This is a genomic window from Gudongella ferriphila, assembly GCF_046224405.1.
GTDB lineage: Bacteria > Bacillota > Clostridia > Tissierellales > Tissierellaceae > Gudongella.
The window spans coordinates 16,493-40,056 of the sequence record NZ_JBJXRK010000018.1; the positions used below are offsets into that span (position 1 = coordinate 16,493).

The window sequence follows — 23,564 nt, forward strand, 5'->3', positions numbered from 1 at the left end:
CAAAGAAAAGGAGGAGATCATCATGAAAAGGGATCTAACGGAATTGGTATTTATTCTTGACAGAAGCGGTTCAATGAATGGACTTGAAGGTGACACAATCGGAGGCTTCAATTCACTTCTTAAGAAGCAGAAGCAGGAGAAGGGATCAGCTCTTGTAACCACGGTGCTCTTTGATGATGCATATGAATTGCTGCATGACAGGATCAGTATCAATGGAATCGATCCAATAACCACAGGGGACTATTACGTTAGAGGGACTACTGCCCTGCTGGATGCGGTTGGAAGGACAATCCAAAAGATTGTCAATGTGCAAAGGCATACCTCAACAGATGAACAGGCTGAAAATGTAATTTTTGTCATCATAACAGACGGTATGGAAAATGCCAGCAGAGAGTACAGCTATGATAGGGTAAGGAAGATGATCAATTATCAGAAGGCGGAGTACGGTTGGGAATTTATCTTCCTGGGGGCAAATATAGATGCTGCAGAAACTGCGAGACAATTTGGGATTTCCAGGGACAGGGCTTCAAACTACAACCCGGATGGAGAGGGTACAAGGCTGAACTACCAGGTACTAAGCGATACCGTAAGCATGAAGAGAGCCAGAAAAGTCATTGACGATGACTGGAAGGACAGGATTGATAAGGATTACAAGCAGCGTAAGAAAGATAACAAGTTTTGAGTCACTGGGGACGGTTCTGACTGACTCATTTTGATTTGAAAATAAGGTTTGAACTGCCACTGCCCAGGTAATAATACGTAGGCAGTTAATAATTCAACAAGTGAGAGAGCTAATATCGAAGATCCAAGGGTTAGAGAGTTGGCAGATGAAATCATTGAAGCACAGAAGAGAGAAATAGAACAAATGAAGGATCTGATTGAAGACCTGGAGAGCGAATAGAATATGCTAGCATTTATTAGACCCCATTGCACAGATATTGGCAATGGGGTCTAATAATGAGGTTATTTTAATTTGGAGAAGTTTTTCCATAAGGGAGTTAATTCCTTGGAGCTGAAAAAAAGTTTTGGAATATATCTTGACATCAAGATTAATATACGTTACAATTATCTTGAATTAAAGATAAATATTCGGAGGGATATTATGGACCGAAATAACTTAAAGCTTGTAATAGCATTGGCAAGAACGCATAATGCTCTATTTGGGAAAATAGAAAAGAGATTGAGAAAGCACAATCTATCCATCAGTGAATTTGGGGTTCTGGAATTTCTTTTTCACAAGGGAAGGCAGCCTGTTCAGGTGATTGCAGAAAAAATACTGGTTACAAGTGGTACCATAACATATGTGATTGACAAGCTTGCAAAAAAGAATCTTGTGACAAGAGAAAAATGCTCTGAGGACAAGAGAAGATTCTATGTGGACCTTACAGATGAGGGTAGAGCTTTAATTGCAGAAATTTTTCCGTATCATGAGAAGCATTTGGAGGAACTGTTTATGGGGGTGGATCCTAAATCGAAGAAAGACATCATTGAATCCCTATTCAGACTTAAGGATTCCATAGAGGATGAAAATAAATAACATATATAACAGGAGGAATTAATAATGAGCAAAAACTATTATGAAGTAATGAAGATAAGAAGAAGCATGTATGCATTGACAAGAGAAACCACCATAGAGAAGGAAAGGATCAAGGAAGTTGTGGAGCACTCACTGAACTATACTCCATCAGCGTTTAATTCACAAAGTGGTAGGGTGGTTGTACTTTTCGGTGATGATCATGATAAATTCTGGGAAATCACAAAAAACTCACTGATTTCATCACAGCCTGAGGACAGACACAATGATACTGCACAAAAAATTGACAACTTCAAACATTCCTTTGGGACAGCCCTATTCTTTGAAGATTACGATGTGGTGGAAGGACTACAGAATCAATTTCCTAAAGCAAAGGATAACTTCCCACTATGGTCTTACCAGTCCTCGGGAATGCTACAGTACAATGTTTGGACATCTCTGGCAGCAGAAGGATTGGGAGCGTCCCTGCAGCATTATAATGAAGCAGTGGAGGAAGAGGTCAAGAAACACTACAACCTACCTTCAAAGTGGAAGCTGATGGCTCAGATGCCCTTTGGGAAACCAGCCCAGGAGCCAGGAGAGAAGGAGATCATTAAAGCAGAAGACAAAATGAAGGTATTTGGATTGAATTAATAATCATAAGAAGGATTATTGAGTAAACTCAAATTAAATTGTAGAAGATTTAACTGATAGATAAACATTTGAAGGTCACATCCTAGGTTGTGGCCTTCAAATGTTTATTGAATTAAATATTACAAAAATAAATAAAATTCAAAATATTGTTGCTAAAGCTTATCAAACTATGTTACAATCATGAGAAATTCTATCACCAAAGGCGTGACAAGGTGAACTAAGGGGAGAAATCGAAATGAAGATGTTGGTTGCAGATGCGATAGTCGAATGTATCAAGCTTGAATCCATAGATACTGTGTTTGGGTATCCTGGAGGGGCTGTGCTTCCTTTATATGAAAGTCTAAGGAAGTCAAGTGTAAAGCATGTTTTGGTAAGGCAAGAGCAGTCCGCTGCCCATATGGCTAGTGGCTATGGAAGGGTTAACAATACGGTTGGTGTTTGTATTGCAACATCCGGTCCGGGTGCTACAAACCTAATTACCGGTCTGGCTACTGCATATATGGATTCAGTTCCCATTGTGGCAATAACTGGACAGGTAAATTCCAAGAAGATTGGTACAGACATGTTTCAGGAAGCGGATGTGGTTGGATCCAGTGAGGCATTTACCAAGCACAATTATCTAGTAAAAGATGGGGATGATATCCCTAGAATAATAAAGGAAGCCTTTCATATAGCAAATACAGGAAGAAAGGGACCGGTCCTGATCGATGTTCCAAAGGATATCCAAAATCAGTACATAGAATTTGAATACCCTGATTCAGTGGACATAAGGGGCTATAAGCCGACTATTGAGGGACATATCAAGCAAATATCAAGAATCCACGAAAGAATAAATCAAGCCCTTAAGCCAATCATCTGTGTAGGTGGAGGAATATCCTCTTCAGGCTGCAAGGATGAACTTATTGAGTTTGTCTCAAAGACCAAGATACCAGTTGTATGCACTCTGATGGGAGTGGATAGCTTTCCCAATGATAATCCATACTTTGCAGGGCTGCTTGGTTCACATGGATATCCTTTTGTAAACAGAGCCATGAACAGGGCTGATTTGATCATAGTCATCGGAGCCAGATTCGCCGATAGGTCAACAGCTGTGATTTCTGATAAAATTCCAAATCAGCATGTGATACATATTGATATAGATCCTGCTGAAATAGGAAAGAATGTGAAGACTCACACTCCTGTTGTAGGAGATGCTGGAGCTATACTTAGGCAGTTGAATTCGTATGAATACAGGAATGAAATTTCACAATGGTCGGACTCCATTAGGGAAGAAAGAAAAAGGTACATGGATGAGAACATCAACAGAAGCTTCCAGGAGCCTGGAGTCAACCCATGCAGATTTATTAGGGCCATATCCAACAAGCTTGGCGAGAAAGCAGTAGTGACATCAGATGTTGGCCAAAATCAAATTTGGACAGCTCATTATCTGATAGCTGGAAATGGTAGAAGATACTTCACTTCTGGTGGTTTGGGAACAATGGGGTATAGTCTGCCAGCTGCCATAGGGGCCAGCTTTTCCGTAGATGAAGATGAAAGCGTAACAGCAATCATGGGAGAGGGTGGATTTCAGATGCTTATGGGAGAGCTGGCTCTCATTAGGGAACACAATTTGAACATAAAGGTTATTATAATAACAAATGAAAGGCTGGGAATGGTTAGGGAGCTTCAACTGACCGCCTATGGAGACAGCAGCTATCACGGGGTGGATATAGGGTTCAATCCAGATTTCATGAAGCTAGCTGAGGCCTATGGAATAAAGGGATACCTTGTAGAGGAGGATTCCCAGATTGAGGATGTCTTAAGTGGTGCATATTCTTCAGACGAGCCCTGTCTGATTCAATGCAGGGTAAATCCTGACTTTCCTACCCTTGCACACTGGAGGTGGAAGTAATGAACAAGAACAGGCATGTGCTTTCAATAACCGTTGAGAACTATGCTGGAACCTTGAGCAAGGTTGCCGGACTGTTTACAAGACGAGGCTACAACATAGACACCCTTAATGTTGCGGAAACAATGAATCCCAATATTTCCAGGATCACGGTTACACTGACTGGCGATGAAGAGATACTGGAGCAGATTACAAAGCAGCTGAACAAGCTTATCAATGTCATAAAGATAGAGGATCTGACAAGGAAGAGATCCATTTTAAGAGAGCTTATGTTCCTAAAGATTTCCTGCAGCAAGGAAAGCAGGTCTGAAGTGTTACAGATTGCCAATGTCTTCAAGGGAAAGATGGTAGATATTGCACAAAAAAGCGTAACCATTGAAATCACAGGGGATGAGGATAAAAACAATGCCTTTATTGAATTGATGAAGCCATATGGAATCCTTGAGATAGTTAGGACTGGATTGACGGCAATTGAAAGAGGATAGTTGAAATGATTGTAATAAAAAGCTCTCGCCTTTAAGGTGAGAGCTTTTTTACTTACAAAGTAATCAGTCTAATTGTCTTTTGCCAAAGACCTTCTATATTCATTTGGGGTTACTCCAACATACCTTTTAAAGATGCTTGAAAAGTAACTGTTGTTTTTGTATCCTACTCTTGAGGAAATTTCGTGTACCTTTATATTCAGGTTTTTTAAATGTAATTTTGCCTCATCGATTCGCAATGTGTGAATATATTCGCTAAAGGACACACCATTTTTCTCATTGAAAAGAGAGCTTAAGTAATTTGGACTTATAAAAAACCGTTCTGCAACAAGATTGAGGCTAAGGTCTTCCCTGTAGTGGGATTTAATGAACAAGTTTATATTTTCAATGAGACTACTTCCGTTGGTTTGGGATATGGCAATGTATTCCTCAACACACTCCAATGAAAATTCCTTTAGGACTTCCCAGGGGTCTTCCTTTACCTCTCCTTGAAGATACCTCTCATAGCGTTTCCTTAACTTCACGGTCAATTCAACATTTTGTAAAGGCCTTAAAGCGGTCCTTGATAAGACGACAATCATCTCACTAACAATGCCCTTGCTAAAGGGATATTTTTTGCTGAACTCCTTTATAAGTTTACCTATGCCATCTTTGTCAAGCTTTTGGATTGCCTCTTCCAGTAAGATTTCAAGCTCATATGGATATGCGATATCATTTCTTGCCCTGGAATTGCTGGTAAATATCCTGTCGTTGTAGATGCGATGATTTGCTTTCTTTAAGGCGTCTTTCAGCTGAATTTTCTCGATGGTACTAGTAAGAATCTCATTATCCTTATCAATCAGTTCCTTTTCCATTATGCTTCGGTGGAGCATCTCCTGGATAAACTCAGCTGCTATAGCCAAGTGTTCATGTATGACATAGGTTCTACTTTTTATAATATAGGGAACTTTTTTATATGTCTCAAAAACTGAATCCAGGTCCATATCAATGACCCTGCTGAAATCAAGTAAGTTCTCTCTGTTTTTGTCGAAATCATCAAGAACAAACCGTTCACTTCTGATATATCCAAGAATATTTTCGTTTACAGTTATGGAAGCCTTCAATTCAAAAAGGTTATAATTGCACCTATAAACTGTATCAAGGCGTTGCCCCGATCCTTCAAAGCCATATTGACTCATGCTGCACTTGTTTACAGACAGGCAAAGCTGGCAGAATTCATTTTCACACTTGTTTTCTATAAGTCTGGTGTAATCTCTATCTATTATGTATATATCCATTTTCAACAGGTCAGAAAGCTGATCTTCAATGCTTTCAAGAATTTCCAAGGGTATTATGTCCTGGATATTGCTATCAACAGGCAAGGAGGAGTGGCGTTCAAGTTGTATCAACTTTATTGGGACATAAACTGCATGAAGAACCAGGTTTTCATCCCCGGTATTTACAACTTCATGCTCTGAAAAGGGCTTCACATATATTATCTTGGTCGGATTAATCTCTTCCTCTATTCCGTCAGAAAAGAAGCACCCTTTTCCACTCTGGACAAAAAACAGCTGCTCTTCTCCCAAATGAAAGTGCTTTTCCTGTCTCGAACCAGGATAAATTATTATTTGCGCAACACTAATTCTAAGGTAAGGAGATTCAATCGGCTCGTGTAGCCATAAGATTTCTCCCCAATCAAAGCGCTGCTTGTCATATTTATCAATATTATCCAGTAGATTCATATTATATCCCCCGCAAGTTGTAAAAATCTTTATTCATATAATATATTTAACAATAAAAAAAAGCAAACCCTTTTGGATTTGCTTTAGAGCGTATGATATAAAAAGTACTAGTTTGAGTTAATCTGGGGATTTGGTTCTCTGGATTCTATAGATTTTGCAATCCAGGCAAATATGGCACCTGATACGTTATGCCATGCACTGAACAATGCTCCAGGAACTGCAGCCAATGGCATTGCTGCGAATTGGCTTGCAGCAAGGGAGGTTGCCAAACCAGAGTTCTGCATTCCAACCTCTACAGCAATGGTGATACTCTTTCTACGATCCATCCCTGTCAATCTTCCAATTCCAAGTCCTGTAATGTATCCCAAGACATTATGGAGAATAACCACAACAACAATAAGTCCAAGGGATGCAAGAATCCTTTCTCTGTTTCCTCCTATTACTCCACCTACTATGCAAGCTATCGCAATTGATGAAACAGCAGGAAGATAGTCCTCCAAAACATCAGCCTTGTCCTTTATTATGGATTTTATGATCAGACCTAGGGCTATAGGAAGGATCACCACCTGTACAATACTTGTAAACATGCCTATTGGACTGAAGGTTACCGATTGTCTAATCAGCATATATGTAATCGCCGGTGTAAGAATTGGTGCAAGCAAGGTGGAGACGGTTGTCATTGCTACAGATAGTGCAACATCCCCTCCAGCCATATAGGAGATTACATTTGAAGATGTGCCTCCTGGGCAGGTTCCCACAAGAACAACTCCAACCATAAGCGCCTCCTCAAGACCAAATATCATGGATAGTGCCAGTGCCAGCAAAGGCATTATGGTGTATTGTGCCACGGTTCCCTTTAGAATATCCATTGGTCTCTTCAATACTATTTTGAAATCCTCAAGGTTCAATGTCATTCCCATACCAAACATTATAATACCCAGAAGCAATGTTATTACAGATTGGCCAAACAGCTGTGATGTTACCCAACTGAATATGCCAGGCTCAATAAAAGCCAAAAGCATAAACAAGATTATTATTATCCCAAAATATTTTGAGATAAGCTTTGCAATATTCTTCAATCTAATACCTCCTCTATTTTTTTGGAACTTCAAGTATTGCGCCTCTATTGCCGGATGTTACCATGGATGCATATCGTGAAAGGTAACCGGTTGTTATCTTAGGTTCTCTTGGCACCCATTCATTTCTTCTCTTTTCAAGCTCATTATCTGAAACTTCCATATCTATTGTGTTGGCATCAATGTCGATTTTTATGATGTCACCCTCATTTACAAGGGCTATGTTTCCACCTACAGCAGCTTCCGGGGAGACATGTCCGATTGAAGCCCCTCTTGAAGCCCCGCTGAAACGTCCATCAGTTATTAGGGCAACTGTGCTGTCAAGACCCATTCCAGCTATGGCGGAGGTCGGATTTAACATTTCCCTCATGCCTGGACCACCCTTGGGACCCTCATACCTTATTACAACTACATCGCCAGGGACAATTTTGCCACCTTTTATTGCGGAAATGGCATCTTCCTCGCAGTCAAACACCCTTGCAGGACCCTGGTGCTGCATCATTTCCGGAAGAACTGCTGAACGTTTCACAACACAGGTATCTGGAGCCAGGTTGCCTTTAAGAACAGCTATACCGCCTGTTTCGCTATAGGGATTTTCAACGGGTCTGATTACATCTGGATTTTGGTTGTGGCATCCAGCAATGTTTTCTGCAACAGTCTTGCCTGTACAGGTTATGACGTCTGTTTTAAGAAGATTCTTCTTAACAAGCTCGTTCATTACAGCATAGACTCCACCAGCTTCATCCAGATCCTCAATATATGTATTTCCTGCTGGAGCCAGATGACAGAGGTTAGGGGTTTTTGCACTTATTTCATTTGCAATGTCAAGATTAAGGTCAATTCCTACCTCATGGGCAATTGCAGGAAGATGGAGCATGCTGTTGGTGCTGCAGCCCAATGCCATATCCACTGCCAAAGCGTTCATAAAGGCATCCTCAGTCATGATGTCCCTTGGGCGGATATCTTCCTTGACAAGGTTCATAATCTGCATTCCGGCCATTTTAGCCAATTGAATCCTAGCTGAGTAGACTGCTGGGATTGTACCGTTTCCCCTTAAACCCATTCCTAAAACCTCAGTTAGGCAATTCATACTGTTGGCAGTATACATTCCGGAACATGACCCGCAGGTCGGGCATGCCTTTCTCTCGAATTCCTTGAGCATTTCAAGACTCATATCACCTGATGCGTAGGAACCGACAGCCTCAAAGACAGAGGACAGGCTGGTCTTCTTTCCACCAACCTTACCGGCCAGCATGGGTCCTCCACTGACAAAAATGGTAGGGACATTTATTCTGGCAGCTGCCATCAATAAACCTGGAACGTTCTTGTCACAGTTGGGAACCATTACAAGAGCATCAAATCCATGGGCCATGGCCATGGCTTCAGTGGAATCTGCAATAAGATCCCTTGTGACAAGGGAATACTTCATGCCGGTATGCCCCATGGCTATTCCGTCACAAACGGCTATTGCAGGGAACACCATAGGGGTACCCCCGGCAGCTGCAACACCCAACTTAACGGCGTCTACTATTTTATCCAGGTTCATGTGACCTGGAACAATCTCATTGTAGGAGCTGACAATTCCCACAAGGGGCTTTTTCATTTCTTCTTCAGTCATTCCAAGGGCGTTGAACAGGGATCTGTGAGGGGCCTGTTGCGTACCTGTTTTCACTGAATCGCTTCTCATATGAATCATTCCTTTCATTTAATGCTTGTTGTTAGACGAACAATAATCTGAAAATATATATTTTTGCAACAATTCCATAACATCAGTATATTACTATTTTGTTATAAAAAATTACTTAGTATCCCAAAAAAAATATGGATATTATTTTGTTGAAAAATTAATATCCATATAAATATATTACGATAAGGTGTAGTTGTAATTTTTTAGTATTCCCTGATGCCCCAATTTGAAACCAGTATCCTCTTCAAGGTATTGAGAGTATCAAGACCTATCTCCTCCGCTATTTTCATTTCCAGGTCTTTTTTAAGGAGCAGATTCTTTTCGTAGCACTCCTTGCCCAATTGTGTTAACATCAGGCATTTATCTCTTTTGTTGTGCCTGGAGTCGGTTATTTCAACTAAACCCTTGGCTTGAAGACCCTTTGCGAACTTATGAACAGCTTGTCTTGAAATATCAACTCGCCTTGTAACCTGTGATACAGATGGATTCTTTTTATATATTCTAGCCATGATAAACCATTCTGAATTTGATATGTGAATATCACTCTCTTCATTCCACTCCCCTTCAGCAATGGATCTTAGCTGCAGATGTCTTTCGCTAATAAGGTCTATAAGATCAAGAGTTTTCAGTTCTGAATTCAAAATCCCACCCCCTTTGAATTTTCAATAATTAGTATATAGCTGGGATGGCAAAATGTCAACTAAGTTGACAAAAGATTGCTAAAAGGATAAAATTAGATAGTCAACCAAGTTGACGATTATGGTGAAAACAGGTGTTTCAGCTGTTGTTGAAATGGCCTGAAGGAAGGGAAGTTGATTATTATGAAGGTGGATGAAAAAAAACTTGCTGCATTGGATGATGCAATTAGGCAAATAGAAAGACAGTTTGGAAAGGGCTCAATAATGAAGCTGGGTGGTGGTGAAGTGGTCAACATAGACGTAATCCCCACCGGATCCCTTGCGTTGGATGTAGCCTTGGGTGTAGGCGGATTTCCCAAGGGAAGGGTTATTGAAATCTATGGGCCTGAGTCATCAGGAAAAACAACTTTGGCTCTTCATACAATAGTTCAGTCTCAGAAAAGAGGAGGAACAGCGGCATTTATAGATGCGGAGCATTCATTGGACCCATCATATGCAAAAAAACTTGGAGTCAACACAGATGAACTGATAATCTCACAGCCTGATTCAGGAGAACAGGCCCTTGAAATAACTGAGGCCCTAGTTCGCTCGGGAGCTGTGGATGTGGTGGTTGTTGATTCTGTTGCGGCTCTTGTACCTAGAGCAGAGCTTGAAGGGGAAATGGGTGCCTCACACATTGGACTGCAGGCTAGGCTAATGTCCCAAGCTCTAAGGAAGCTGGCTGGGGCCATCAGCAAGTCAAGATGTGTGGTAATCTTCATAAATCAGCTTAGAGAGAAAATCGGTGTAATGTTTGGGAGTCCTGAAACAACCACAGGAGGAAGGGCTTTAAAATTTTACGCTTCAGTAAGACCGGACATACGTAGAATAGATTCAATCAAAGCAGGAGATGCTATAGTAGGTAACCGTACAAGGGTTAAGGTTAAGAAGAACAAGGTGGCCCCACCCTTTAAGCAGGCAGAGTTTGACATAATGTACAATGAAGGCATTTCAAGGGAGGGAGATCTTCTAGACCTTGGTGTTGAGGAGGACTTTGTCATGAAAACCGGCTCATGGTTTTCATATAATGATGTAAAACTCGGTCAGGGAAGGGAAAACTCAAAGCAGTTTCTCAGGGATAATCCTGAAATCTTGGATGAGATTGAGACAAAAATTCGAGAAAAGTATAATCTAACAATTGATGTAAAAACGGAGGGAACGAAATGAAGCTTGTTAACAAGAAGGTAAAGCACGTTAGCTTTGGAAATGGTAAAATTGTAAAGGCAGATGACAACCATATTTCTATTCAGTTTGATGGTGAAGAGGAAGAAAGGTCATTTCAATATCCCCAGGCCTTTGGGAAGTTTCTTAAGATAATGGACTCCAAAATAGAAAAAACAATTATGAAGGACTACGAGATTTCAGTTGAACAGAACAAGCTTGATCTGGAAAAAATGGAACAGGCAAGGATTGATGCAAAGGAGAAGGTTAAAGAGGAAGCGATAGAAGCGAATAAAAAGCCAAAAAAGAAGCCAGCAAAGAAGGCTAAGAAATCTAAATAGAAAGCTGCTAGGGATTAATCCTTGAGATAAGAAGCTTCAGAATGCCAAAGTTGAATACGCTGACAAACAATCCTTCAATAACCAGTATTCCAGCATATAGGGCTGAGCTGCCCCTTGAAATTCCAAGCATCATGGAATGTAGTGGTACGAGTAACAGAAGCTCCGTAAGCCTTATGCCCATATAAAGTACCAGGGAAGTCATAAGCAAGTACAAGATGAATTTTCCGATATGTAACTTCACTTTCTGATTTGAAGATAAGGCCAATAGCTTCAGAAGTAGCCCCAGGAGGGCATATCCCGACACAAATATAATCTGGGTTGGGAAAAATAGAAGAGTGATAATAAAAAGGCCTATTGAAGAGAGCGCGTAACCTTCAAGTTTGTTCCCGGAGAAAAGAACTATGATAGCCGGGATAAGTAGGGTTGAAAGAATACTTATTGGACCGCGGAATAGAATCAGACTCAACACTGATAATGCCAGCCCAAAGGCTGACATTGTCAGTGTTTTTATTTTTTCGTTGGTGATATTCATAATTAGAACCCCTTTATGGCATCTAAAGAATGGAAATCTTCTTTTCCTTGTATCTATCCATGTTGAACCGGCTGTATGAGTTCTTGCCGGAGTTCTTTGCCTCATACATGGCAAAGTCAGCATATTCTATGAGATCGTAAATCTCCTTTGTATCCTTTCCATAGACAGCCATTCCAGCACTGCAATTGATGGTCCTGTCCTCAGACTCCAAGGAAATGGGATCCTCCAGAACAAATTTCTTGATCTGAAACCATATATTGGATACGTCCTCCTCGGAAACATCTTCATAGCCATGGATATAGAGACCAAACTCATCACCCGCAATTCTCATGCAGATCATATTGTCGAAGGGAAGCTTCAGCAGTCTAGCTGAAAATTCCTTCAAGTAGTCATCTCCAGCCCTGTGTCCAAGGGTATCGTTTATTCCCTTGAAATCATCTATGTCCAGAAATGTGAATACTCCCTGCCTCTCAGGTGCGCCTCCAATAGTCAGTTCGATTTCCTCCCGATATTGGTATCTGCTTACAAGTCCTGTCAAGAAATCCTTCACAAGTCGGTTGTTCAGGTCTCTGTTAAGTCTGTTAAGCTTTGAATTGGCCTTCCTAAGCTCCCTTTGCATATTCAGCAGGTCGTTGTTAAGCTTTTGGATCTTTTCAAACTGGTTGCGTATCATTGCATCGCTGAATGTCATAAAATCAGAATCTGATGTTTTGATGACATTCATGAACCTGTGTACGACATCCTTCATAAAATGAATGGAAGACTGAGCACCGACAATATCTGCATCGATTCCAAAAATAAGCACAAAATCATGCATAGGCATTAAGCAGAGAGAAACCCTTCCCTTTGGGCTAAAAAGAGCGTAGGGCTCTTCGCAGCTTTGGATTTCATTGCTTTCAAAGGCTAAATAAAGTTCTTCAGCCAATCTGCTTTTGTCTGACTCTGCAAAAAGATCAACAATCTTCTCCTGATACGGGGAAATCAGATGAGCAGGCTGATACCAGAAGGTCTTAAGTATTTTAAGTTCACTGTTGCATTGTATGAGAAAGGAAGTATATTCTCTATCCATATCCGTCTCCTTTAGTAACAGACATTACCCTATGGCTTCCTGTGCCCACTCCAACAATTCATTGGCAGAAGGTGAGTGGTAATCGACACCCCACTTTTCCCAAAGCCTGTCGGTATTGTTGAAGGCCTGTCCCCCCACTGCGATCTTTACATCTGGGAAATCATGACGTATCCTTTGGGTGATTTTCTCGCATACACCAAGGTAGGGCGGCATTGTAACGGAAAGGGCAACAAGATCCGGCTTGTACTCTCCAATTGCCTGTAGGATGGAGTCTTCAGGAAGCGCTGCTCCAAGATAGTATGTATCCCAGCCTCCATGCTCAAACAGGTCTGAAAGCATCCTTATGCCCATTTCATGGAGCTCGCTTCCAACTGCGCAGGATAGAAGTGTCTTGTTTTTTCTTGGACTCTCAAAAATCTCGTCATAGAAGCTTGACATTATGGTCTGGGTTACAGATGTTGCATAGTGCTCCTTGTCAACAGTAATAACGTTTCTATGCCATAGCTCGCCGATCTCATGCATGGTTTTTGTAAGAATGTCTTCATAAATATTAATAATAGGCACACCCTGGTCTCTTGCAGATGAAATTATATTATGTGCTCTTCTCGCATCACCAGTAAGCAGGGCATCCAGATAATCCTTCCTCAGATTGAAATAGTCACCATTATTGAAGGATGATGAATGCTCAATATCCGTAACTGCATTTTCAGTCGCTTCAATGGCAAGCTTAAGGTACAAGGAAATCTTCTCGAGTTCCTCTCTCGTAAGAATATCCTTTGCATGACCAGCCAGGATCTCTGACATGATCCTGTAATGATCAGTCATCTGAACCATTATCCTGTCCCTGTCCAGATCTTTCATAAGATTGCACAGCAGCTCATAGATCCATGTTGCATAGCCCAAGAAGATCTTGACATCACTGAAATAAACAGAGGTCATAAGGAAGCTGATGTTGTAGACGACATCCTCATACATCAATCGCCTTCTTCTCTCATCCATTTCCCTGTACAATTTCGGGTCACGTCTGAATTGCTCCTGGAAAATCAGCTGTGCAATTTCAACAAAACGATGGTCATTGTAGTTCATCAATAGACTCATATTGTATTCTCCTATCCGGTAGAGTTTTCAAGCATTATAATGAGTTAATCATATCAGAAACGTGATATTGTGTAAATATAGGTTGAAATATTGCTATAATGGAGATGTAAACAGATAAGGAATATACTCCGTATGGAAGGAAGCTGGTGCTTGATGTTTAAAGACGTTGAGGCTAAAATCAAGAAAAGGAACAGGATACTGTTCTCCAAGGACAGCAAAGCTCTCAAGGAGCTGGTGGAGAGGATGGGCAAACAGAATCACAGGACCCTTGTGCTCTGGGCACTTGACTGTGGGGAAGCAGCTCTAGGTGATTTCGAAGCAGTCTTTCCTGGGGAGATGCGACCGAGAAAGTGCCTTGAATCATGCAGAATGTGGGCAAGGGGTGAAATTAAGATGAAGGACGCAAAGAGAGCAATTCTTGACGCCCATGCAGTTGCCAAGGAAATTGACGATGAAGCTTGCATAGCCCTTTGCCATGCAATCGGTCACGCAGGAGCAACTGTTCATGTGGGGTCCCATGCCATTGGACTACCAGTGTATGAGTTGACGGCAATTGTCATTTCACACAATAAGATTGGATATGAAGAGGCAGCAAGCGAAAAAATAGATTTCTATATTAAACGTTTGACATATTGGCAGGAGAATGTGGATAAGCTGGAAATGGAGTGGGCGGATTTTCTTAAAAGGGCTTGAACAGATGAATGGAGGGTGTAATCTATTTGTATCAGTAATAATGTGAAAACATTCTGTAAATTACTTGCAAATGAGATATAATGATGGTAAGTGAAAAGATATGAAACTCGAGGGAATTTTCATAGGAGGGAAGCGATGCTTAAGGAAACAAGAAAAACAGATCCGACATTGGCGGAACTGGTGGATGAAGAGCTACACAGGCAGGAACAAAACATAGAGATGATTGCGTCAGAATCAACTGTGCCTGTTCCGGTAATGGAACTGAGTGGAAGCGTGTTTACGAACAAGACACTTGAAGGCTATCCGGGAGCACGCTACCAGGCAGGTTCGCATGTTGCTGACAAGGTGGAAAGGTTGGCGATTGAAAGGGCAAAGGAGCTTTTCCAGGCAGAGCATGTGAATATACAGACCTATTCCGGAACTTCGGCAAATTATAGCGTTTTTGCTGCGGTACTAAAGCCGGGAGATAAAATCCTCAGCATGAGATTGGACCAGGGTGGGCATCTGACCCATGGAAGCCCTGCAAACTGGATGAGTGGTTTCTACGAGCACAGATTTTATGGGTTTAACCCTGAAACAGAGCAGATTGACTATGGGGAACTGGAAAGAATGGCAATGGAAGAGAATCCAAAGCTTATCATCGCTGGTGGAAGCTCCTACCCCAGACTAATAGATTACGAGAGGATTGCAGGAATAGCGAAGGGTGTTGGAGCATACTTCATGGTTGACATGGCCCACATTGCAGGCTTGGTTGCAGCTGGGGTTATCCCAAGCCCCATACCCCATGCTGACTTTGTATCATCCTCAACCACAAAGACCTTCTGCTCTGCAAGAAGTGGAATGGTCTTTTCCAAGAAAGAGCATGCAAAGCTTCTGGACAGGGGTACATTTCCGGGATCCCTTGGCTCCATACACCTTCATACAATGGCTGCAAAGGCTTGGTCCTTCAAGTATGCAGCTACAGATGAATTCAAGGAGATAATGGAGCAGGTGGTCATAAATGCAAGAACCCTATCGAGGGAGCTTGGAAGACAAGGGTTTAGAGTTGTAAGTGGAGGAACGGACAACCATCTACTTGTGGTGGATTTGAGAGGAAAAGGGATTACAGGCAAGGTGTTTCAGGGAGCATTGGACGGTATAGGAATAACAGTGAACAAGAACCTAATTCCATTTGATCCTGAAAAGCCCAGCATCACCAGCGGTGTGAGAATTGGATTGACTTCAGTCACACAGAGGGGATTGAAGGAAGAAGAAATTATTGGGATTGCTGAAATTATGAATAGGGTTGCGGACAACCCAAAGGATGAGAATGTACTGAAGGAGTGCAAGGAAGATGCACAGAAGCTTATTGCAAGGTTTCCGCTATATCCGGAAGGGACATTTATGGATTAGAAAACTGTAATTGGAGGAGATTATATGGCAATACTAGAAAGAGGATCATACAAGCACCAGATGCCCACACAGAATCCCTTTGTTGCATCAATGCACCATCTGGATTTTTTCCCTGCTGGAAACGGGAATCTCGGACCCGGCTCAATGAAGAAAGAGAATGAAGGCTTTGACCTTAGTGCCGACTGGAGGATGTACTACGGCAAGAATGTACCAGGGTTTCCGGCTCACCCTCACAGAGGCTTTGAAACCATAACAATAGTTACAGAAGGATTGGTGGACCATACAGACGGATTAGGCTCTAGGGGAAGATACGGTGAGGGTGATGTTCAGTGGATGACTGCAGGAAGTGGACTTCAGCATTGCGAGATGTTTCCTTTGATAAATGATGACAAGCCAAATACCATGGAGCTCTTCCAGGTCTGGCTGAGTCTTGATCATGAACACAGGATGGTGGAGCCGGACTACAAGATGCTCTGGAATGAGGATATCCCTAGAATCTCAATAGGTGAAAAGGGTAGGGAGACAAGAATAACTCTGATTGCGGGAGAAGTAAATGGAATAAAGGCAGTAGAGCCAACAAAAAATTCATGGGCAAACAACCCCATCAACAGACTGTCAATTCAGCTGATTGAGATGGATCCGGGAGTGGAATACGAGCTTCCAGTGGTCAGTGGCACAATGAATAGGTCCCTGTATAATTATTATGATGGAGTTGCAATGGTTGAAGGCAAGGAGCTGAGGAAAAAGATGTATATGTTCCTTTCGGCAGATGAAGAGACCATTATTAAGAATATGTCAGATTCAGTGATCAAGCTGCTGCTTCTTGAGTCAGAACCGATAGATGAACCTATATTGGCCTATGGGCCATTTGTAATGACAACCAAGGAAGAAATCAGACAGGCATACCTGGATTATCAGGAGACACAGTTTGGTGGATGGCCTTTCCATGAGCAGGAGGTCGCACACGAAAAGTCTCTTGGAAGATTTGCTGAATACCCAGATGGCAGAGTGGAAAAACCCTAGCAGAGTGGATTTCCACTCTGTTTCATTTTTTGGAGATTCACAAAAACGGTAAACAGGGACGGATTCACTATATTGGGTATAAATCCATTAGGAGCAAATGGAGGTGGGCCAATGAACCTGGAGAAAATGATCAGGATGTGTGATGACGTTGAAATTTATGGAAACGTAGATATTGATATTCAAGGTATTTGCTATGACTCGAGAAAATGCTCCAAAGATTATATTTTTGTTGCCATTTCTGGACTTAGTGATGACGGCAACAGATACATAGGCTCAGCTGTTGATAATGGTGCCATTGCAGTGGTATCAGACAAGCAAGTGGAGGAAATTCCCGATAGTCTTACCTATATAAAAGTAAAGGACAGCAGAAGGGCCCTTTCCGCCATGTCGGATAAATTCTACAGACATCCGTCAGAAAGGCTGAGAGTAATTGGTGTTACTGGAACCAATGGTAAGACAAGCACAACCTACTTTATCAAGCAGATATTTGAAAATGCCGGAAGGAGAATTGGTGTAATCGGAACACTTGGTGCCACATTTGAGATGATGCAGAAATCACTTGTCAACACAACACCAGAGTCCCTTGAAATCCAGCAGCTGTTGGATGAGATGGATTATCTTGGGGCTGAGTATGTTGCTATGGAGACATCATCCCAGGGTGTCCATATGGGAAGGGTTGAGGATGTCACCTTTAGAGGCGGAGTTTTTACAAACCTCACACAGGATCATCTTGACTACCATAAGACAATAGAGGAGTACTATCAGGCTAAGAAGAGATTTTTGGAGATGCCTACGGATTATGTCATCGTAAATGGTGATAACCAATATGGGGAAAGATTCTATTCTGAATCAAACTTCCCAAATAAAAGGATAATAATTTATGGCAAAGGAGAAAATCAGGATGTAAGGCTTGGTAATATAAGATACAATTCTGATACCATAGAGTTCACTCTAAAGAATGAAGGAAAAATGCTTGATTTTAAAACCAATCTTGCAGGTGAGTTCAATGTCTACAATGTTACCGGTGCAATTCTTGCAGCAATACAGGAAGGGATACCCTACGAGTCAATATGTGAGTCAGTAAGAAATCTGGGCAACGTTCCAGGGAGAATGGAAAGAGTCGATGTTGGAGATGGAATTCAGGCAGTTGTTGATTATGCTCATACTCCTGATGGATTATATAATGTCCTTTTGTCCCTTAGAAAATCATGTAGAGGAAGACTTATTACAGTATTTGGCGCAGGGGGAGACAGAGATCGTGAAAAGAGACCGATAATGGGGAAGATAGCATCAGAAATGAGTGATGTATGCATTGTAACATCGGATAATCCAAGATGGGAGGAACCTGAAAGTATAATTGAGGATATAATCGTTGGAATAAGTAAAACCAACAAGGATTACTTCAGGATTGTCGACAGGTATGAAGCCTTAAGAAAAGCCATAAATTTGGCTGAAAAGGATGATGTAATACTTATAGCAGGAAAAGGTCATGAGATTTGGCAATCAATTAAGGGTCAAAACCAACCATTTGATGAGAAAATGATAATTCTTCAGTTTGCCAGGGAAAGATTTGGAAGTTGAATCTGGAAGTTCAGTGTCATCAAGAATCACTTGGGTATAAATGTAATGTTAGCAATGAAAGGGGAATGCCGTATGGATATGATGGATCTTATGAGTATGTTGTCAAACAGGGAGAATGTAGAGAAAATAAGTGGACAGGTTGGTGCAGACACTGACAAAGTCAAGAAGGTTGTTGACCTGGGTATACCGACCATTATACAAGCCATGGGAAGGAATGCTCAATCGGATGATGGAGCTCAGGCTCTTCTCAATGCCCTGCAGCAGCACCAGGAGGATGATGTTGAAGGGATGCTGCAGAATCCTTCAGCTATTGATAGAAAAGACGGGGAGAAGATTCTAAGTCACATACTCTCATCCAAGGATGAACAGGTAAAGATGAATATTGCAAAGGAAGCCGGCCTGGGTAAGGATGAGGTCGGAGGGATACTATCCCAGCTTGCACCGCTTCTGATGGGCGTAATGGGACAGCAACAGAAGCAACAGGGTGTAGGAACTTCCGGTATAGCATCCCTTGTGACCGATGCCCTCGGCAAAAGCGCCAAAGGAGGAATGATGGACCTGGCTGCACAGTTTCTGGACAAGGACAAAGATGGAAGTGTAGTTGATGACATCGGGGATATGCTTGGCGGGATGTTTGGGAAGAAGAAGTAAATAGTTACCCTGCACTGTCTGGCTACCATACTTAGACAGTGCTTTGCTTTAAATATAAATTGACAGGAGGATACTGATGGAAGAAAAACTAATAACCAATGAACAACTATCAATGGAGCTTTATCAATCCCTTAAGAGAAGAACAGCAATGAGACCCCTTACCATGACAAACAACAACCTGACCGTGGATGATGCTTATGACATCCAAATGAGAAATGTCAAGAGGGCATTGGCTGAAGGAGACCATCTTACTGGGAAGAAAATCGGCTTGACATCCAAGGGAATGCAGCAGTTGTTAAACATCACAGAGCCTGATTTTGGACATCTTTTCAGGAGTATGGAGGTTGAAAACGGAGGTGTCGTTTCCATGAACGTTGCCATCCAGCCAAAGGTTGAAGGTGAGGTAGCCTTTGTGCTAAAGGAGGACCTGGTCGGCCCCAATGTGACAATTGAAGATGTATATGAGGCCACTGATTATGTTTGTGCTGCAATTGAAATTGTTGACAGCAGAATTGAGGACTGGAATATAAAGCTTGTTGACACAATCGCAGACAATGGATCAAGTGCCCTTTATATACTGGGAGATAAGAAGGTGGATATTACCCAAGTTTCTTTGCCTGAGATTGAAATGACCCTCTTTAAGAACGGAGAGGTTGTAAACAAGGGTACAGGCAAGGAAGTTCTTGAGAATCCGGCAATGGGAGTGGCATGGCTTGCAAACAAGCTGCACGATTTTGGTCAATCCCTTAAGAAGGGAGAGGTCATCCTTTCAGGAGCCTTTACAGCATCGCCAGCAGCTTCAGCGGGAGATGAGTTCCTAGTTGAATTTAGCCAGCTAGGCAAGGTAGAGGTAAAATTTGAATAAAAAATAGGGGGTCCGCCCCTATTTTTTTTTGCCTTTTCCGCGTGAATCTAGAAACTGTCTGATTCTTATGCTATCCATCAAGGAATGCAGATTTCCTGAGTCATTGAGATCCATGCCAATTATTTCACTGATTCTTGATATTCTGTATATCAATGAGTTTCTGTGTATGAACAAGGAATTTGAGGTTTCCTTGATATTCCTGTTGTTATCGAGATAAACCTTTAGGGTATCATAGAATTCCGTGCCATTTTCCCTGTCATAGTCCCGAAGCCTTCCAAGTGCCGGGTTGCAGTACTGGGAAAGTGGAATCCTTCCTGTATAGTTGTAAAGCAGGTTGTAGAATGAATAATCCGTATAGTACAGGACTGCTTCTTCCTTGCTGAATAAATGGGCTTGTTTTATGGAAGAAACCGCCTGATTGAAGTATATCTTGAAATCAGAAACATCATCAAACTTCCAGCTGACTCCTATGGCTATATCCTCACTATCTATTAGCCTTTGCAGTGCTTCCTCCTGTTCCAGAGAAACTGAAGGTACCAGTATGGCCATATAGTTCTTGTACTGGACTGAAAATCCCTCGGGGAAAATCCTTTCAAGCTCCACAGAAATGGTTCTTTTCAAATATCTATTTTCCACGGGTTTTATAAACCTTGCAACTACAACCATCATCTCTGCTGGAAAGCTCACATCACCCATATCATCCAAGTCCATAGTTTCAGAAATTTTCTCTTCGTCAAGTAGGTTGTATAGAATTGTGCTGGCCACTGAATTCTCAGTGGTTCCGGAGGTTTCCCTGATAAAGGCATCCATCAACATCTTTCCAACAATTGGGAGCTGATGATAGTGTGACTTGTCAATAGGTTTATGATGGGCAATCATGACAATGCCACCCTTAATATGACCATCCTGGGTGATTCTGGCAACCAGCTTTGGCTGATTGTCACCGGGCAAGGTTATCGTTTGGGTTTCCTTCCCGCTTTTTTGCCAATCCCTCATTTCCTTGCTGGATTGAACCTTCTTTATAAACTCGTAGGAGTATCTTCCTCTTTTTATATTTTCCGCCCACAGGGGATCAGCGATATCATAAACGGTGGAGTAGGCCAAAACATTCATGGATGCATCTGCCAGTATAAGGGCATTCCCAAGAAGTCTTGCAGCTGTGTTAATTGCTGATAGAATGCTTTTTTCCTCAGTCAAATCCCTCATAAGCTGAAGCAGTGCTCGTTCAGATTTAAGACTGTCGAATATAAGATCCTTTGACAGGTTGAACACACCAACCAAATCATCCCTTTTGATATAGCCATGACATCCCTCGACAGATATATTGTAGGGCTTGTCCCAGGTAAGGGTCATTACAGGAAATGTCGGCAGGGATTCCACCTGGGACCACTCCCCTACATATAGAACATCAGGGTCCCATTTGTTTGTTTTGCCAATAAGTCGAAGGTCAGATATGTCGTTTGGGCAGTTTCCCAGGGTGGAATGGGAAACGTCGTAATCTTCCGAAATGACATCTAAAAGATCTTTAAACTTCAAATATCCCACATCCTTTATCGTTTATATCTAAGTGTATTCTACCATCTTTTAATCTTCTGTACAAACATCAAATACTTTGTTAATTTTTTATACTAGTATATTCTGTACAAAGCCGGCATAGACTTTTCGTATATCTACACCTATACCTATAGGCAAGCTTCTATATATAATCTAGATGAAAGTATAGAAAATTACAACAAATGAATGAGAGGAGAGTGAAAGATGTCAAAAATTAAGGGAACAACGGTGAAAATCGGTTTTATGGTAGCTTCACTTCTATGTGTTTTGCTTTTTGTATTGGGTCTGGTAGGTATCCATGATGGATGGCCGGCATTTATGATTCCCCTGTTTTTCTTCCTGGGAGGTGCAAAGAAGGAAAATCTCAGGAGCATTTTCAGTGGAGGTGCGGTGGGTTTGCTCTTTGCATATGGTTTGTTTATAGGCGTTGAGATGCTTGCTCCAACCATAGGAATGCAGCCAAGCATTTTTCTGATGGTATTTCTATGCATTTTCCTGCTGATAGTTCTGGGAGACATTTCCCATACATACTTCAACAACTATGCCTTCTGTTATTTCACAGTGGCTTTGATCTATCCAGAACAGCATACGCTGACATGGCTCTTTGTACTGTTTGCAGGAGGATTATCCTTGATAACAGGAATACTTTTCTTCCTGAAAATTATATTCAAACCAAAGGCAGCAAAGGCAGAAACGGCATAGATGTGGCAGGTTATCCATAAGTATTAAAGGAGGTCAATATTATGATTACAGAGTACAATGTATTCGTTCCTTCCATCATGGGAAGCGGATCTTCCCTGAGGACAGGACTTGAGGTTAAGAAGCTTGGCTGCAGGAAAGCCTTGGTGGTATTTGACAAAGGATTGAAAAATGTAGGCATTTCGGACAAGATTGTTGAAAATCTTGAAAATGCTGGGATTCAAACAGTAAGCTTTGATGGAGTGCTTCCTGACCCTCCTGACACCGTAGTTGAGGAAGCGGCCCAAATGGCAAAATCGGAAGAAATTGACTGCATAGTTGCAATCGGTGGAGGAAGCTCCATGGATACTGCAAAGGGAATCAATGTACTTATGAACAACACACCGCCAATAATGAAATATTTTGGGGTGCAAAAGAACCTAAATCCCGGCGTGCCACTGGTGTTTATCCCCACCACAAGCGGTACGGGAAGTGAAGTAACCAACATGTGTGTAATTTCCTGCGAATCCCTGGGGAAAAAGGATAGCGTAATAAGTGATGTGTGTGTTGGCACCCTGGCCATACTTGATCCTGAGCTTACTCTTGGACTGCCTCCCAAGCTTACAGCAGCCACAGGAGTGGATGCCTTGAGTCATGCGGTTGAATCCATTACAGGTGGACATTCCAATCCACTATCGGACGCTCTGGCACGGGATGCAATTCGAACAATTGCCAAGTGGCTGCCGATCGCCTACAAGGACGGTTCAAATATTGAAGCAAGGGAGAATTTGCTTTATGCATCCATGTTTGCCGGGATGGCCTTTACAAATGCCCTTGTCCATGTTGGTCATGCCATTGGACATACCCTGGGAGCGAAATTCCACATCCCCCATGGGACGGCTGTAGCAATATCACTGCCTGAGGTTATTGAATATGCTGCAAAGACAGAGCATGTGAAGGTCAAGATGATTTGCGAGGCCCTAGGTGCTCAGGTCCCAATTGATGCAACACCTGAAGAGATAGGTAAAATTGGGAAGATGGCTCTTAGAAAGCTGATTAAGTCCGTTGACATACCTAATCTCAAGGACTTGGGGATATCACTGGAGGAGGCAATGGGAACTGCACCTATGGCAAGTCAGGATGCTGGACTGGCATTGGCCCCATACAGGATAACCGGTGGTAAAATTGCTGATATTATAAAATCAGCCTATGATGCATAGTGTAAAGG

The 23,564-nt window shown here is 41.9% G+C and carries 23 protein-coding genes and 1 pseudogene; 16 read left to right on the forward strand and 8 right to left on the reverse strand.

Translation table 11 applies throughout. The features are described 5' to 3' along the window. The first annotated feature begins 22 nt into the window (after positions 1-22). From ACKVDP_RS09635 to ilvN, 6 genes and pseudogenes are all read left to right on the forward strand, one after another. Positions 23-682, forward strand: coding sequence for a vWA domain-containing protein (locus tag ACKVDP_RS09635; RefSeq protein ID WP_409228621.1), 660 nt, complete (start codon positions 23-25; stop codon positions 680-682). Positions 683-787: 105 nt separating this feature from the next. Beyond that, positions 788-901 (forward strand): annotated as a pseudogene (locus tag ACKVDP_RS09640) (DUF305 domain-containing protein); the annotation flags it as partial. A gap of 201 nt (positions 902-1,102) precedes the next feature. Next, positions 1,103-1,537: a MarR family winged helix-turn-helix transcriptional regulator gene (locus ACKVDP_RS09645; protein ID WP_409228622.1), complete on the forward strand. Its 435-nt coding sequence runs from the start codon at positions 1,103-1,105 to the stop codon at positions 1,535-1,537. A gap of 24 nt (positions 1,538-1,561) precedes the next feature. Next, entirely contained in the window at positions 1,562-2,167 is a 606-nt protein-coding gene (locus ACKVDP_RS09650; RefSeq protein WP_409228623.1) for a nitroreductase family protein, read from the forward strand. 235 nt (positions 2,168-2,402) lie between these two features. Then, a complete protein-coding gene (gene ilvB, locus ACKVDP_RS09655; protein ID WP_409228624.1) occupies positions 2,403-4,058 on the forward strand; it encodes a biosynthetic-type acetolactate synthase large subunit in 1,656 nt (551 codons plus the stop codon). Beyond that, on the forward strand, positions 4,058-4,540 hold the full coding sequence (ilvN, locus tag ACKVDP_RS09660) for an acetolactate synthase small subunit (RefSeq protein WP_409228625.1): 483 nt from the start codon (positions 4,058-4,060) through the stop codon (positions 4,538-4,540). The genes ilvB and ilvN overlap by 1 nt, the downstream gene beginning before the upstream one ends. Positions 4,541-4,608: 68 nt before the next feature. Here ilvN and ACKVDP_RS09665 read toward each other — a convergent pair whose 3' ends face one another. The 4 genes from ACKVDP_RS09665 to ACKVDP_RS09680 form a co-directional block, all read right to left on the reverse strand. After that, positions 4,609-6,258 (reverse strand): helix-turn-helix domain-containing protein, encoded by a 1,650-nt coding sequence (locus ACKVDP_RS09665; RefSeq protein WP_409228626.1) that lies wholly within the window; start codon positions 6,256-6,258, stop codon positions 4,609-4,611. A 107-nt stretch (positions 6,259-6,365) separates the two neighbouring features. Further along, entirely contained in the window at positions 6,366-7,337 is a 972-nt protein-coding gene (locus ACKVDP_RS09670; protein ID WP_409228627.1) for a bile acid:sodium symporter family protein, read from the reverse strand. 13 nt (positions 7,338-7,350) lie between these two features. Beyond that, positions 7,351-9,021, reverse strand: coding sequence for a dihydroxy-acid dehydratase (gene ilvD, locus ACKVDP_RS09675; RefSeq protein ID WP_409228628.1), 1,671 nt, complete (start codon positions 9,019-9,021; stop codon positions 7,351-7,353). A gap of 203 nt (positions 9,022-9,224) precedes the next feature. Then, positions 9,225-9,662, reverse strand: a complete 438-nt coding sequence (locus ACKVDP_RS09680; RefSeq protein WP_409228629.1) for a MarR family winged helix-turn-helix transcriptional regulator — start codon at positions 9,660-9,662, stop codon at positions 9,225-9,227. Positions 9,663-9,842: 180 nt separating this feature from the next. Between ACKVDP_RS09680 and recA the strand changes: the two genes are divergently transcribed. Continuing rightward, positions 9,843-10,865, forward strand: coding sequence for a recombinase RecA (gene recA, locus ACKVDP_RS09685; RefSeq protein ID WP_409228630.1), 1,023 nt, complete (start codon positions 9,843-9,845; stop codon positions 10,863-10,865). Continuing rightward, a complete protein-coding gene (locus ACKVDP_RS09690; protein WP_409228631.1) occupies positions 10,862-11,200 on the forward strand; it encodes a hypothetical protein in 339 nt (112 codons plus the stop codon). The genes recA and ACKVDP_RS09690 overlap by 4 nt, the downstream gene beginning before the upstream one ends. A gap of 7 nt (positions 11,201-11,207) precedes the next feature. Here the strand turns inward: ACKVDP_RS09690 and ACKVDP_RS09695 are convergent, their stop codons facing one another. From ACKVDP_RS09695 to ACKVDP_RS09705, 3 genes are read right to left on the reverse strand one after another with little or no spacing between them, the layout of a single operon-like run. Beyond that, positions 11,208-11,732 (reverse strand): hypothetical protein, encoded by a 525-nt coding sequence (locus tag ACKVDP_RS09695; RefSeq protein ID WP_409228632.1) that lies wholly within the window; start codon positions 11,730-11,732, stop codon positions 11,208-11,210. 22 nt (positions 11,733-11,754) lie between these two features. Then, the gene (locus tag ACKVDP_RS09700; protein WP_409228633.1) at positions 11,755-12,801 is read right to left on the reverse strand and encodes a GGDEF domain-containing protein; all 1,047 of its coding nucleotides are present in this window, start codon (positions 12,799-12,801) and stop codon (positions 11,755-11,757) included. A 24-nt stretch (positions 12,802-12,825) separates the two neighbouring features. Beyond that, positions 12,826-13,899: a cobalamin-dependent protein gene (locus ACKVDP_RS09705; RefSeq protein WP_409228634.1), complete on the reverse strand. Its 1,074-nt coding sequence runs from the start codon at positions 13,897-13,899 to the stop codon at positions 12,826-12,828. 153 nt (positions 13,900-14,052) lie between these two features. Here ACKVDP_RS09705 and ACKVDP_RS09710 point away from each other — a divergent pair, with 153 nt between their 5' ends. From ACKVDP_RS09710 to ACKVDP_RS09735, 6 genes are all read left to right on the forward strand, one after another. Continuing rightward, positions 14,053-14,592, forward strand: coding sequence for a putative immunity protein (locus ACKVDP_RS09710; RefSeq protein ID WP_409228635.1), 540 nt, complete (start codon positions 14,053-14,055; stop codon positions 14,590-14,592). A gap of 135 nt (positions 14,593-14,727) precedes the next feature. Continuing rightward, positions 14,728-15,984, forward strand: coding sequence for a serine hydroxymethyltransferase (locus ACKVDP_RS09715; RefSeq protein ID WP_409228636.1), 1,257 nt, complete (start codon positions 14,728-14,730; stop codon positions 15,982-15,984). A 24-nt stretch (positions 15,985-16,008) separates the two neighbouring features. Continuing rightward, positions 16,009-17,007: a pirin family protein gene (locus tag ACKVDP_RS09720; protein ID WP_409228638.1), complete on the forward strand. Its 999-nt coding sequence runs from the start codon at positions 16,009-16,011 to the stop codon at positions 17,005-17,007. Positions 17,008-17,118: 111 nt separating this feature from the next. Then, a complete protein-coding gene (locus ACKVDP_RS09725) occupies positions 17,119-18,588 on the forward strand; it encodes a UDP-N-acetylmuramoyl-L-alanyl-D-glutamate--2,6-diaminopimelate ligase (protein WP_409228639.1) in 1,470 nt (489 codons plus the stop codon). A 72-nt stretch (positions 18,589-18,660) separates the two neighbouring features. Then, complete coding sequence (locus ACKVDP_RS09730) at positions 18,661-19,239, forward strand: DUF937 domain-containing protein (protein ID WP_409228640.1); 579 nt, start codon at positions 18,661-18,663, stop codon at positions 19,237-19,239. A gap of 76 nt (positions 19,240-19,315) precedes the next feature. Continuing rightward, a complete protein-coding gene (locus ACKVDP_RS09735) occupies positions 19,316-20,104 on the forward strand; it encodes a 2-keto-4-pentenoate hydratase (protein ID WP_409228641.1) in 789 nt (262 codons plus the stop codon). Positions 20,105-20,122: 18 nt separating this feature from the next. Here ACKVDP_RS09735 and ACKVDP_RS09740 read toward each other — a convergent pair whose 3' ends face one another. Further along, on the reverse strand, positions 20,123-21,640 hold the full coding sequence (locus ACKVDP_RS09740; protein ID WP_409228642.1) for a PucR family transcriptional regulator: 1,518 nt from the start codon (positions 21,638-21,640) through the stop codon (positions 20,123-20,125). Between the two features lie 222 nt (positions 21,641-21,862). Between ACKVDP_RS09740 and ACKVDP_RS09745 the strand changes: the two genes are divergently transcribed. Together ACKVDP_RS09745 and ACKVDP_RS09750 are read left to right on the forward strand one after the other, a co-directional pair. Next, on the forward strand, positions 21,863-22,360 hold the full coding sequence (locus ACKVDP_RS09745; RefSeq protein ID WP_409228643.1) for a hypothetical protein: 498 nt from the start codon (positions 21,863-21,865) through the stop codon (positions 22,358-22,360). 41 nt (positions 22,361-22,401) lie between these two features. Then, complete coding sequence (locus tag ACKVDP_RS09750) at positions 22,402-23,556, forward strand: iron-containing alcohol dehydrogenase (RefSeq protein WP_409228644.1); 1,155 nt, start codon at positions 22,402-22,404, stop codon at positions 23,554-23,556. Positions 23,557-23,564 lie beyond the last annotated feature (8 nt).